This window comes from Holospora obtusa F1 (genome assembly GCF_000469665.2).
Classification (GTDB): Bacteria; Pseudomonadota; Alphaproteobacteria; order Holosporales; family Holosporaceae; genus Holospora; species Holospora obtusa.
Genome location: NZ_AWTR02000004.1, coordinates 1 through 12,443, shown reverse-complemented (window position 1 = coordinate 12,443; position 12,443 = coordinate 1). Strand labels below are relative to the sequence as shown.

The 12,443-nt window shown below is 33.4% G+C and carries 11 protein-coding genes, 1 tRNA gene and 4 pseudogenes; 14 read left to right on the top strand and 2 right to left on the bottom strand.

What is annotated here, in order from left to right:
* From P618_RS08325 to P618_RS08945, 5 genes and pseudogenes are all read left to right on the top strand, one after another.
* Positions 1 to 183, top strand: a 183-nt coding sequence (locus P618_RS08325; RefSeq protein ID WP_204365626.1) for a hypothetical protein, incomplete at its 5' end; no start/stop codon positions are given.
* A 291-nt stretch (positions 184 to 474) separates the two neighbouring features.
* Positions 475 to 632 (top strand): annotated as a pseudogene (locus P618_RS08480) (transposase); the annotation flags it as partial.
* 176 nt (positions 633 to 808) lie between these two features.
* Positions 809 to 1,333 carry a hypothetical protein gene (locus tag P618_RS07520; RefSeq protein WP_156918916.1) on the top strand — a complete coding sequence of 175 codons (525 nt, stop codon included), beginning with the start codon at positions 809 to 811 and terminating at the stop codon, positions 1,331 to 1,333.
* Positions 1,334 to 1,827: 494 nt separating this feature from the next.
* Positions 1,828 to 1,900: transfer RNA gene (locus tag P618_RS00185), tRNA-Trp, on the top strand.
* Positions 1,901 to 2,481: 581 nt separating this feature from the next.
* Positions 2,482 to 2,691, top strand: a pseudogene (locus P618_RS08945) (IS630 transposase-related protein); the annotation flags it as partial.
* A gap of 1,028 nt (positions 2,692 to 3,719) precedes the next feature.
* Here the strand turns inward: P618_RS08945 and P618_RS00175 are convergent.
* On the bottom strand, positions 3,720 to 4,169 hold the full coding sequence (locus tag P618_RS00175; protein ID WP_021826764.1) for a nucleoside-diphosphate kinase: 450 nt from the start codon (positions 4,167 to 4,169) through the stop codon (positions 3,720 to 3,722).
* Between the two features lie 274 nt (positions 4,170 to 4,443).
* Between P618_RS00175 and P618_RS00170 the strand changes: the two genes are divergently transcribed.
* From P618_RS00170 to P618_RS08940, 7 genes and pseudogenes are all read left to right on the top strand, one after another.
* A complete protein-coding gene (locus tag P618_RS00170; RefSeq protein WP_021826763.1) occupies positions 4,444 to 4,755 on the top strand; it encodes a YerC/YecD family TrpR-related protein in 312 nt (103 codons plus the stop codon).
* On the top strand, positions 4,752 to 5,729 hold the full coding sequence (locus P618_RS00165; protein WP_021826762.1) for an ABC transporter substrate-binding protein: 978 nt from the start codon (positions 4,752 to 4,754) through the stop codon (positions 5,727 to 5,729). The genes P618_RS00170 and P618_RS00165 overlap by 4 nt, the downstream gene beginning before the upstream one ends.
* The gene (locus P618_RS00160) at positions 5,726 to 6,568 is read left to right on the top strand and encodes an ABC transporter permease (protein ID WP_021826761.1); all 843 of its coding nucleotides are present in this window, start codon (positions 5,726 to 5,728) and stop codon (positions 6,566 to 6,568) included. Before P618_RS00165 ends, P618_RS00160 begins: the two co-directional genes overlap by 4 nt.
* Positions 6,562 to 7,308, top strand: a complete 747-nt coding sequence (locus P618_RS00155; protein ID WP_021826760.1) for an ABC transporter ATP-binding protein — start codon at positions 6,562 to 6,564, stop codon at positions 7,306 to 7,308. The genes P618_RS00160 and P618_RS00155 overlap by 7 nt, the downstream gene beginning before the upstream one ends.
* Positions 7,309 to 7,328: 20 nt before the next feature.
* A complete protein-coding gene (gene hisS, locus P618_RS00150; RefSeq protein WP_021826759.1) occupies positions 7,329 to 8,654 on the top strand; it encodes a histidine--tRNA ligase in 1,326 nt (441 codons plus the stop codon).
* Between the two features lie 494 nt (positions 8,655 to 9,148).
* Positions 9,149 to 9,382 carry a helix-turn-helix domain-containing protein gene (locus tag P618_RS07515; RefSeq protein WP_021826758.1) on the top strand — a complete coding sequence of 78 codons (234 nt, stop codon included), beginning with the start codon at positions 9,149 to 9,151 and terminating at the stop codon, positions 9,380 to 9,382.
* Between the two features lie 286 nt (positions 9,383 to 9,668).
* Positions 9,669 to 9,808 (top strand): annotated as a pseudogene (locus P618_RS08940) (transposase); the annotation flags it as partial.
* A 72-nt stretch (positions 9,809 to 9,880) separates the two neighbouring features.
* On the opposite strand, the pseudogene P618_RS08935 reads toward P618_RS08940, so the two are convergent.
* Positions 9,881 to 9,982: pseudogene (locus tag P618_RS08935) on the bottom strand (hypothetical protein); the annotation flags it as partial.
* A 455-nt stretch (positions 9,983 to 10,437) separates the two neighbouring features.
* Between P618_RS08935 and P618_RS00135 the strand changes: the two are divergent.
* Together P618_RS00135 and smpB are read left to right on the top strand one after the other, a co-directional pair.
* Complete coding sequence (locus tag P618_RS00135; RefSeq protein ID WP_021826755.1) at positions 10,438 to 11,301, top strand: hypothetical protein; 864 nt, start codon at positions 10,438 to 10,440, stop codon at positions 11,299 to 11,301.
* Positions 11,302 to 11,568: 267 nt separating this feature from the next.
* Positions 11,569 to 12,030: an SsrA-binding protein SmpB gene (gene smpB / locus P618_RS00130; RefSeq protein WP_024160959.1), complete on the top strand. Its 462-nt coding sequence runs from the start codon at positions 11,569 to 11,571 to the stop codon at positions 12,028 to 12,030.
* Positions 12,031 to 12,443 lie beyond the last annotated feature (413 nt).

The window sequence follows — 12,443 nt, the reverse complement described above, 5'->3', positions numbered from 1 at the left end:
AATAGTCGCTATAAATATCAAGAAGATCCAGTTTCATTTTTTGTCCTTAAAAACTTACAGACGAAAAATATGATGATTTCAAGCAGAAATCAACTATTGCTGCGTAACATCAGCTCGTCAGTACATTTTCTCCGTTTATCCGCATTGATCCACAAGAAGCATTTGCAATGCACTATTCTTTGATCAGTAACATAAGTCCCCCAGTCGTAAACAAGATTTCATTCATTAAACCGAATGCAAACGTATTAGAGTAATGTGCATATTGCTTGGAAAATCAAAGAAATTTTTTAAAAAAGTCACGATATCACGACGCTTTGCTATACTCTGGAATCAAAATAAACACATACAGTAAATTAAGTTTAAGTTTAAGAAAATCAGTAGACCTCTTTCGAAACTCATTTATACTGGGGCCTATCCTCACTTAAGTTGACTTTTTTCGATATTTTTTGAAAACTCAAAGGAAATGTGTGTTAAATAAAACGTTATGCGTTGAAAGATGATCAGTGGGATGGGATAAAGGAGAGTTTACCTGAAAAATCAAGGGCGTGACAGACAAGGACAATCTTTTGTTTTTTGAAGCTATTTTATACCGTTACCGTAGTGAAATTCCTTGGCGTGATCTGCCAAAAAAGGTTTTGTGATTAAAGCCATCCACACCCGTTTTACCCTTTGGAGCCAAAAGAGCGTATAGAAAAAAGGTTTGAGGACGTTGTATCATAGCCTTGGCAATGGCGCTGTACTGCCGTGAGTTTAGCAAAAAAATTCTTGATTAAGTGACGGGATTTATAAAGATATTTATCATAATTTGATGACTCAAAATAGTTTTTTAGGTGGAATCACGACCCCACGCCCTTTTTTTTTAAGTTTTCTCCGCACTCTTTCATCGAAATCGTATGCTTTATCGAAAATCACCGCATCAGCCTTCACAAGGCGATCCATCAACGCATCCCTCCCCCCTTTTCAAATCATGGTCCTGACCTTGTGTAAGATGAAAAGCAATCGAATTTCCATGGGCATCACACGGTGCATGAATTTTTGTGCCCCCAGCAGAGCATCTAATAGACTTGATTATGCTTTTTTTAGAGTTTGCGCTGCGTTGATGAGGCAGCACAATCGTTGCATCGATCATCGCGCACTCATGATCCTCATTCTGCGACAGAAATTTCAAAGATTTTTTTTATACGCTCTTTTGGCTCCAAAGGGTAAAGCAGATGTGGATGGTTTTAAAATCACAAAACCTCTTTTGTCAGATCACGCCAAAGAATGCCTCCACAGTAAAAGTAAAAAAGAGCATCAAAAAACAGAAGATTGTCCTTGGCTGTCACGCCCTTGATTTTTCAGGTAAACTCTCCTTTATCCGATCTTACTGATCATCTCTTAACGCATAACGTCTTATTTAATACACATTTCCTTTGAATTCTCAAAAAATATCGAAAAAAGTCAACTTAAGTGAGGGCAGGTCCCAGTATAAATGAGTTTCGAAAGAGGTCTAGTGTCATCTTTAGAAAAAAAATCTAAAATTATGTAGCAGAGAACCTCTACCTTTGATTAAGTGAGCACCGTTTAAACTTCACTTTAAATTACTTTATGAGATGACATCAAAATATTGAACAAATTGATCACAATAGATGCACTCACTGTCCCCTGCCCTCCTTCTATCAGCTCAGAAATTATAAACGTAAAAAATGGATTTGAAGAAATGAATTCGAAAAAGTGGATTTGAAAAAGTAAAAATGAATTTTTTTTAAGAATAAACAGAAACTTACGCAGAAAGCCTCATAAAGTCTTGCAAAAAATAAAAAAATTTGCTACCATTTTAAGCATTGAAGGAGTGTAGCTTAATTGGTAGAGTTCCGGTCTCCAAAACCGGCGGTTAGGGGTTCGAGTCCCTTCACTCCTGGAAGATTTTTTGCATGTTGTTTTATCATAGATTAATAATGTATACGAGCAAAATTACGCTGAACCAGGGATTAGATTAAGTTTTTTGTTTTTTTATAAATAATTTTGTAAAAAATTTGCGATTCTAGGCTTGTAGCCTTAGTTTTTTTTAGAATAAGTTTCTCCAGAAATTTTATTTAAACAATCTTTCTTAGGATATTTTGACAGCTATTTTTTATTTCTACCCGTCGCTCAAAGTATTATTTTCTTCTGCGTTAGATGAAAAAGTATGCGATGAACATGTTAAGTGAATCAAGTTTATCCTCTATCCGTTATCCTGTTCTAAGCCAAAGCACGATAAAACACTTTTCATCATAGCAAGAATGCGCTAAAAGCCGAATGTTCAGTCACCACAACATATGGTTTGGATTGTGATTAAAGTTTGACGGTTTTAGCTCAAACTCTTTAAGAATAATATTAAAAAGAGTTTGATATTTCAATAATTTAAGTTTACGTTGATGATTATATAGTAAAAACAGTTGAATTTTAATTCAAATATGCTATACATTTGTCTAAAAAGGTAGATGAGAGTTATATTTAAGAGAAAAGGTCATAAATTTTATCAAAGCAGGTAACAATCAAAAAGAAGCATCGATAGTTTTTAAAATAAATAAAATGACAATGAACAGATGGCATTTACGTTATAAAAGCAAAGAACATTTCTGCCCAAAGATACGTTTGGAGAAAAAGCTAACTATAAAAAAAGAGTCTTTTATTCAATTCCAGATGCAGATCAGAAGATATTGCTCGTGAATTTGGAATAAGTGCCAGTGGTGCATGGTATTGGTTAAGGTGTGTAGGGTTTTTATAATAATTTAGCATGAAAATGGGATTTAAAAGAATGCGGCAATAGCCTGATAAAGTTTATCAAATTGGTTAATTTAGCTCTTTGCGATCTATGAAATGCAGCATTATCCATTATTACAATTTACCCAGGTTCTAATTCTTTAATCAATACCTCTTTTACTCAAGCTTCAAATATTTTTGTATGACAATAATCATTAAATGGCTAGTTTCACATTCTTATGGTATAACCTATAAGGAACTAAAGGAGTATAATGTATGGAAAGTATACTGCATGAAAATGCCAAGATGACGCTTCGAGTCCGAAAAGAAATACAAAACTCTGTACAGAGCGCTGCAAAAATAGCAAAGCGTCTGGCCCTTCAGTTTTGAAGTAAAAAATCCGGTTGTGTTCAAGATAAACGCTCTGGACCTGAGCAACCAAAGCGTTTTATTTGCAACAGAAGTAATAGATTGTGTGTGAATTCAGGAGCGTTTCTAAGCTTCCGCTTGATGATGTTTATAGTGCTTTGAAGGAGAAGATTCCCAATTTCATGGGCTCTAATCTACATCGATGCCTCAAAAGACTAAATATCTTACCCAAAAAAAAGAGTCAGCCCTTGAAAAAAAGAAATTTAAAGAATATCCCTTTGGATTTGTTCATATTTTACAGTACAAAAGTTCTCACAAATCAAGGGAAAAGCTACCTTTTTGTAGGCCATTGATCGGGCAACAAAATACGTTTATGTCGAGCTCCATTCAAAGGCGTCGGTTAACGAGTCAAGTGCATTTTTGAAAAATCTGATCGCCCATTGTCCTTTTAAAATAACGAAAATTCTCACAGACAATGGGGCTCAATTTACCTATGAACTGTTTGCACTACACCTGAGGCCAAAAAACAAACATACCCCTTTGATGTGATGTGCAAGGAGCATAACATTGAACACAGATTTACCAAATTCCAGAATCCTCAAACACTACACAACAAAGGCTTATTTTTACAAAGACCTTGATGAGCTGCCATTAAGTTCCAATCCCGTTTCCATTCCGCAAAAAAAGAAACTCAGCTCCCGAATAGCACTTATTTCAGAGTCAGATCCGTGCACGGCATTCGCGTCAAGATCTACTCCAAACTGTTTTCGAAGCGTACCTTCAAGAGCTTGTTTGGGATCTGTTGCTCCTAATAACTTTCTAAACTTAAGAGGAGTATCCGTTCCGTTAGGTTCATAAAGCGCCATCAATAAAACTGGACCTAACGCAAGACGCTCACACATTGAAGTAAAAAAAGATTTTTCAGCATGTTCTTCATAAAACTTTTTGACTTGAGATAAAGTCAGCTGTTGAGTTTTCATAGACAGAACAGAAAATCCTCCTGCTTTGATAGCCATCAAAATTTCTTCACAACGATCCATTGCACTTGGTTTAATTAAAGAAAAAGTTAGATTCATTGTTGACCCCTTTGGATCTTAAATATTTCCAAGGCTATAGTATATACTGTGATTTTGTCTAAATTCTAGTGCCTGTCGAATAAATTTTTTAACTAAACTTTTTGAAACAATCAGGGGCCTCATGGAAAAAATGTTTTAAACTTAATTTACTATAGGATATTTATAAAAATAAATTTCTAAATAATAATTTGTTTTACTGCTCCTTTTTTCATTTGATTTTCAGAATCTTTCATGATAGCATAGTAGTATAGTAACTAAGCACTACACTTGGGTCATGAATATCGTAGAGCATCAACATGAAGAAATTAAAGATTTGTGCAGAGCATTTTTGTTATTAGAAAAAGAAGATGAAGTTTTTAATTTTTTAAAAGATTTATGCTCTCCTTGTGAGCTTTTTGCTTTGTCTGAGCGCTGGCAAATATGCAAAGCTTTAAATGAGGGATTGTCTTATCGAGAGATTCATACAAAATTGGGGGCAAGCTTAACAACCATAGGAAGAGTTGCAAGATTTTTAAAAAACGAGCCTTATCAAGGATACACATTGCTACTAAAAAAAATAAATGAAAAAAAGAAGGAACCCCTATGAAAAAAATTTTTTTACTCCTGACTGCTGGACTATACTCCGCACTTCCAGTTTCCTTTGGAAAAAATGTTAAAAAGAAGGTGTACATTCAGCAGTTTGTTGAACACCCAGCCTTAAATGAGACTGTAAAAGGAATTGTAGATGGATTGAAACACAATGGATACACTCCTGAGGATAATTTAGATTTACGCATAGAGTCAGCTCAAGCAAATCCAGCACTAGCATCACAAATTGCTGCAAAATTTGTAAATCAAGCTCCCGATATTGTTGTAGGAATTGGAACTGTATCTGCTCAAAGTTTTGTTAAATATACGAAAAAAAATAATATTAAGTTAATATTTAGCTCAATTACGGATCCTTTACAATCTGAACTTGTGAAAAATTTAAAAACTCCAAAAAATAATGTTTCTGGAGTTTCTAACTTTGTTAAACTTTCTCCGCAAATTCAGTTATTTAAAAATATTCAACCTAATTTAAAGCGACTAGGTTTTTTATACAATCCAAGTGAGTCGAACTCTTTAAGTATGATCACAAAGCTAAAAGAATTGTGCCCTAAATTTGACATAACATTAATAGTGCAAGCCGCCAACAAAACATCAGAAGTCGCACAAGCTATGACTAACTTAGTTTCAAAAGTTGATGCAGTATTCATCGGTAATGATAATACTGCGCTTTCTGCTCTACAGATTATTATTAATACAGCTACAAAAGTTAAAGTTCCCGTTTACGTCAGTGATACGGATGCTGTAAAGCTAGGGGCATTAGCTGCGCTTGGCCCAAATCAATATAAAATTGGCCTACAAACGGCGCACATGATTTCACGTATACTTAAAGGACAAGATATTGGAAGTACCGCAGTAGAATTTCCAACAGAAACGGAGTTATATTTGAACGAAAACGCAGCAAAAAATCTTGAAATTCAAATAAACGAGACGCTTAAAGATAAAGCAGAAAAAATTTTGGGACGTTCATCATGACCTGTAATGAACTTTTTATGAGCTTTGAATTAGGCTTAATCTATGGTATTGCTGCAATAGGAATTTATCTTACGTTTCGAGTTATTGATTTTCCTGATTTAACCTGTGATGGAAGTTTTGTTCTGGGATCTGCGGTATGTAGCACGTTCATTAACAATGGATACAATCCGTTTGTATCGCTCATTTTTGCGATGCTCGCTGGAAGTGTTGCAGGCACAGCAACAGGGATCTTGTGCACAAAACTTAAAATTCAAAATTTACTTTCCGGTATTTTGGTAGGGTTTATGCTTTATTCTGTGAATTTGCGTGTTATGGGCGGAATTCCCAATATGAGCATTATGAACCACAAAACAATATTTTCCGACACCCCCCTTCTTCAATTGTTTATCGTTTCTTTGATATCTTTTGGAATTGTGAGCTATATATTAATGACGGATTTTGGATTAAGCTTAATCAGCATTGGACAAAACACGCGTCTTGCACAAAATAGCGGTGTTAACGTTTCTTTGATCAGCACAATATGTCTTGCATTAAGTAATGCTTTTATTGCTTTATCTGGAGCACTATTTTGCCAACATCAAGAATTTTCGGATATCGGTAACGGCGTAGGAACAGTGATTGTCAGCTTAGCTTCTGTCATGATAGGTGAGAAAATTTTTCCTTATCGCTCAACTTTGATCAAAGTTATGAGTTGTTTAGTAGGTTCTATTGTGTACCGATTACTCATAAGTTTTGCTCTTCACAGCGATATACTAGGAATTAGTACAAGTGATTTAAACTTGATCACAGGATTAATAATTATCGCAATGATGGCTATTTCCAGGAGAAAGCTATGCTAACTCTTGAAAATGTGGATGTAATTTTAGGAAAAAATGGAAAACTTGAAAAAAAAATATTGAATAAGTTAAATTTAAATGTTAAAAAAGGAGAATTTGTTGTAATTATTGGCGAAAATGGAGCAGGAAAATCCACTCTTTTGAATGTAATTTCCGGATTTGTTCAGATCGATTCAGGAAAAGTAATGATCAATAAAGAAAATGTCACACATACTTCACAACGCTACAGGACTCAGCTTGTATCAAAAGTCATGCAAGACCCTAAGCTTGGAACGATGGAAAATATGACACTTCTAGAAAATATGGCTTTTGCTTTTAAACGAGGACAAACAAGAGGCTTGACTTGCTTTTCAAACGAATACCGAATTGAAATATTTAAAGAAAAATTAAAAATTTTAAATATAGGTTTAGAACATAGATTGCAAGACTTAGTCAAAGATTTATCTGGAGGACAACGGCAAGCATTAAGTATTATCATGGCAATGCTACAGAAATCAGACATTCTTTTGTTAGATGAAATTACTGCTGCATTAGACCCTATAAGTACTGATTTTATTATGGAACAAACTCATTTGATCGTGAAAAAACAAAAACTGACGTGCGTTATGATTACTCACAATATGTTTCATGCAATTAAATATGGAGATCAATTATGGGTATTAAAGAATGGATCCTTAATAAAAAGTTACGACAAACAAGAAAAAACTAATATGACAGCAGCAAAGCTATCTGCTGAACTTTAAGGGGGTATAAAAAGATGACGATGTTGACAAATATATCTGGATTTCCAGAATTTTTGCCTCGAGACCAGCTGGCTTTTAATAAGGTACTCGAACTCATTAAGACACAATTTGAGCTTTATGGGTTCATCCCCTTAGACACACCCGCTGTTGAAAGAGTTTCTACTTTAATTTCTAAAGGAAACGACAATGAAATCTATGCGATACATCGGTTAGCACATGCTCACGGATGTAAAAAAAAAGATCTTGCACTGCGTTTTGATTTAACGGTACCTCTTGCCAGATACGTAGCGCAACACTATGGACAGCTAACTTTTCCGTATCGCAGATATCACATCGCTCCCGTCTGGCGCGGGGAAAGGGCACAATCTGGTAGATATCGGCAATTTTATCAGTGTGATATTGATGTTATTGGAGATGGAGAATTATCACTTGCGTATGACGCTGAAACGTTGTCTATCATTTATCACGTTTTCAAAACAATTGGGATAAAAAATTTTGTTATCTACACAAATCATTATTTGCTTTTAACAGGACTTATCAAATCATTTGATATACAAGAATCATTAATACCGTGCGTTATGCGCACGTTAGATAAAGCAGAAAAAATATCACAAGATGCTTTGGTAGGTGAGCTAAAAGGTCACGGAATGAATCAAAACAATATAGACGTACTCACTTGTTTAATCAAAAATTCATTAACAAACGAAGAATTATTTCAATATTTACTAGGTATTTGTTCAAATACAGATTTTCTTAAAGGCGTATGTGAATTAAAAGAAGTCCTGAAATTATTACAAAATTTTGGAGTAAAAGATTCCTATATACGCATTCATCCTACATTAGCGCGAGGATTAAATTATTATACAGGAACCATAGCTGAAACGAAATTGTTAGATTTTCCTGAATTAGGAAGTGTGTGTGGAGGAGGAAGATACGCAGATCTTGCGGGAAGTTTTAGTAACAAAACGTTACCAGGAGTTGGTTTTTCAATTGGGATATCAAGGTTAATTCCAAAATTGATTCAATCAGGCATGATTTGTGCCAACCAAGAAACCCCCGCCATAGTGTTGATCACCGTGCAAAATTATAAATTTATATCGTATTACATTGAAATTTCTAAAACTTTACGTACACAAGGTATAAATACAGAGATATATTTAGAGCAAAAATCATTGGGATCTCAGTTAAAATACGCACATAAAAAGGGAATTCGTTTTGTAATTATAGCAAATGAATCAGAAATTTTTAAGCAACAGATCATATTAAGGTCTCTCTTTGACGGAAATCAATGGACCTTGACCATGCATCAGGCCATAAAACTCATTAAAGACGCATCAGAATTTTAAGTGTCTGATCAAGTATCGGAGGTGTTACATTAAAATTTCTACAAGATCTCAACACAGAAAGATGTATTTTGAATAAAAGTCACTGGGATCTCACTAAAAATCTGTATATAAAAAAGAAATCTGTTTTGTAATTATCACAAATAAATCAGAAATCATCTAAGAAACACCTCATATTAAGAGCAATTTTGACGAAAAATCATTAGCCCGTCTGCGTAAGTATTATTATTACTTTTGAAATTGACTTTGAATCTAAGCTTTTTCGTCACGCTTTACGTAAATCAGAAGCCGTTTTGAGATTCACGATTCCACTGATAATATTAAATTTGACGCAAAAGCGTTTACGTTTATTTCTATATCTCTGTGACATACTTTTGAATATCTTAATATATCAAAAGCAGTTAAATTACAATGCGAAATATGATATATTTTGTCTAAAAAAACAGACAATATCAACGCATCCATATCGTATAAACTTAAGAGAAAAGGTTATCAATTTGATTAAAGCAGATAACTATAAAAGCCAAGTATTTTTTCGCCCAAAGATACGTTTGGGTGAAAATTCCACTATAGAAAAAGAGTCTTTTATTCAATATGTAACTAATCATCTAGATGCTAGATCAAAAAATATTGCTCGTGAATTTGGTATGAATGCCAATGGAGCACGTTATTGGTTAAAACGCTTAGGCTTTAGTTATAAAAAAATCTTCGCTTATGTGGAAAGCAAGTAAAAAAAACGAAATACATACCAAGAAGCCAAAAAATATATATCAGCTGAAAATCTTGTATACATTGATGAAAGCGGGATGGAGCTCATCATTTGCAAAAATAGAGAGTAAGACAAAAAAAGTGAAAAATTTGTTGATAAAAAGATCTGCAAATATTACGAAAGAACTCATATTGTAGCAAACTTAGTAAATAATAAAGCGATTGCCCCGATGGTTTTTAATTTGAAGCTAGGATAGAGCCAGTTTTTGATAAAAGAATTAAAACCTGGATAAGTTGCGATCATGGATTGTGATCATGGATAATGCTTCATTTCATAAATTTTAAAGAACCATAGAATTACTTGAATCTGTCAGTTGTAATATTGTTTTTTACCACCTTATTCACCTGATTTAAATCCAATCGAGAAATTTTGGGCAAATATGAAATGATGGATTAGGTAGCAAATTGAGTTCTGTCAGGGGGTACATCAATCAATGAATGCTTTTTTATTTTATCATAATTCAGCTGCTTTTTCTGCATCTATTGATTGTCATTTTATTTATTCCAAAAACTCTCGATACTTCTTTTTGACTGTTACTTGCTTTGATAAAATTTATAACCTTTTCTCTTAAATCCTATACTATATGGACTCGTTTGCATTATCTATCTTTTCAGACAAAATATACCATATTTTGCATTGCAATTCAACTATTTTTACTATACTACGCTTAACTTTTGTTAATCTTTTGAATTGCTCATCTGATAAAATCTTAACTTGTTCGTATTTCAATTATAAAACCATCATATTTTTATTGACCTAGCTTCAGTATACACATATATTGTAGTTTCGAAAAAAGTCTAATGATGAACATAAGCATGAACGTGTTAAGGAAAAAAAGAAAAATTTTTCAAAGAATAAACACGCAATAAGCCTTATGATGTTTTGTTGAGAAGACAGTATTCATCTATGATTAATGGGTTAACCTCCTTTCAATGCGATCTGAACATGAGGTTAACATATCAATAAATTAGAATTTGTTTAAATTTTTTATGCTACGGTCTTTTCAAAATTGATGTTATGGTACATGTTATGCATTCTCAGTCTTACGTACTGAATAAAGCGTTGTTAGAAATTCGATCCTCTTTCATTTTTTCTTCTAGTTTTTATTTGAGATTTTGGTTTGCATTAGGGAGTTTTTTGGCTGTAGGAAGTATTTTTGGATTTTGGACATCAACGTTTGCTCCCTACCCTGGTAGCACACAAATTCGAATTTGGAAAGACATCGCTCAATTAAAAGCTCCCTTAGTACAACAACTGAGCTATGATTATGTACAAGCTTTAGAGGAAAAAAATTTTTTTCGAGCACAAGCATTGCAATGTATTTTGCAGGAAAGTCAAAAAGGACATCAAACAGTAACAAAATTGTACGTATTAGAAAAAAAAAGTTTTCTTACAAAGCTTGAAGATTCTTTGTGCAGTCGTGTCTATCGCAATTTTCGTGTGGCTGCACTCATTTTTTCTTTAAGTCCGATCTTCTTTTTATTGGGTTTTTATTTATTACGAAAGTACTTAAGAAAAAAAGGGTACAAGTTTCAAGGAAGGCTCCTTTTTTTTCGTATTGCAACTCCATCAATATTTAAGTTAGCAGGATTGATATGTTGGGGATATTCGGTGATACTGTCCTATCAAGTTTTAACACCTTCCTACTGGACAGAAGCATCAAGTCGAGCAGATTCCCTTATAGAAAACGAATACTCCGATTCTCCTATGCTTTCTAAAGAACAAGTGCATATTTTAACTATTAAGCAGCAAACAAAAATTTTACAAGAGTACTGGATTAAAAGTTTACTTTTTTATAGTTTTTTTGGAGGAATTATTTGGATATTAGGGCGTCGTTGGGATCAGCTTCCTTTGAAAAATATGAGCGTACCTTTTTCTTAAAATTATTTTTATGAATAAACGATCTAATGCAAAAAATATTAAAATTTTTGATGATATTTTTTATTTTTTTAAAAAAAACCTCATTCAACCTCTATATCCTAATTTGTAACTCACATCGTTTTTTTAGATTTCAAATGTATTGAATCTAATTCAAATTCATTGTGATACTTAATCGAATTTTCTTTGAGTTCTTTTCTGTTTAGTATTGCTCTTCTTTCTATTTTGTGATAAAATTTCATAGCGTAGTTCAGGTTGTTCTTAGTCATTTTGAGTCAAACTCTTAACAAAATTTTAGCTTCAAATCGAAAAGCTCGATTTTCTTACCATATTTTAGATACCATAGAGGCGGGACTTGTGTTGGAGGGGAGCGAGGTGAAATCAATTCGCGAAGGAAAAATGAACATTACAGAATCTTTCGTAGTTGAGTCAAAAAGAGAGCTTTTTTTGTACAACGCTTTAATTAGTTTGCGCTCGCAATCTAAAAACTTTGGTCATGACCCTTTGCGTTGGAAAAAATTACTCCTACATACGAATCAAATTAAAAAAATGCAAGGGCAAATGCAAAAAAAAGGAATGACAGTTATTCCTCTTTCTGTTTATAGTAATCAATCTGGTCGAATAAAAGTTCAGTTAGGCATTGCAACTGGAAAAGAAAAAGCAGATAAGCGTGAAACAATCAAAAATCGAGAATGGACGAGAGAAAAGCAGCGCATTCTAAAACAGTATTGATTTTTCTCCGATACGACGTATTTTTTCTTAAAGCATTTAAAGATATCAAGTGCGCTTTTTTGAGCAAAACACAAAGAATTTTCAGAAATAAATTGTTTAACATGTGTATTAGATCATCATGTCGTTTTTGACGATTTCATCGCGGACATGTAAACACATAACGCAGTATGTATTCACTAGAAAGATTGTCAATTTCTTAACAGTGCCGGAGTAGATAACATAGATTTTTATAGTTTCTATGTGCTTTTCGGGTGCAAAATCTGGATTAAGGGCTGAAGCATTTTTTTCTTAATCACTGATGTTACGCAGCAATAGTTGATTTCTGCTTGAAATAATCATATTTTTCGTCCGTAAGTTTTTAAGGACAAAAAATGAAACTGGATCTTCTTGATATGTATAGCGACTATTTGATA

Bases quoted from the DNA above. Each gene is read 5' to 3' on its own strand.
- P618_RS00165 (WP_021826762.1), top strand. From the start codon at position 4,752: ATGAAAAAAATTTTTTTACTCCTGACTGCTGGACTATACTCCGCACTT.
- P618_RS00170 (WP_021826763.1), top strand. From the start codon at position 4,444: ATGAATATCGTAGAGCATCAACATGAAGAAATTAAAGATTTGTGCAGA.
- hisS (WP_021826759.1), top strand. From the start codon at position 7,329: ATGTTGACAAATATATCTGGATTTCCAGAATTTTTGCCTCGAGACCAG.
- P618_RS00160 (WP_021826761.1), top strand. From the start codon at position 5,726: ATGACCTGTAATGAACTTTTTATGAGCTTTGAATTAGGCTTAATCTAT.
- P618_RS00135 (WP_021826755.1), top strand. From the start codon at position 10,438: ATGGTACATGTTATGCATTCTCAGTCTTACGTACTGAATAAAGCGTTG.
- P618_RS00155 (WP_021826760.1), top strand. From the start codon at position 6,562: ATGCTAACTCTTGAAAATGTGGATGTAATTTTAGGAAAAAATGGAAAA.
- P618_RS07520 (WP_156918916.1), top strand. From the start codon at position 809: ATGACTCAAAATAGTTTTTTAGGTGGAATCACGACCCCACGCCCTTTT.
- P618_RS00175 (WP_021826764.1), bottom strand. From the start codon at position 4,169: ATGAATCTAACTTTTTCTTTAATTAAACCAAGTGCAATGGATCGTTGT.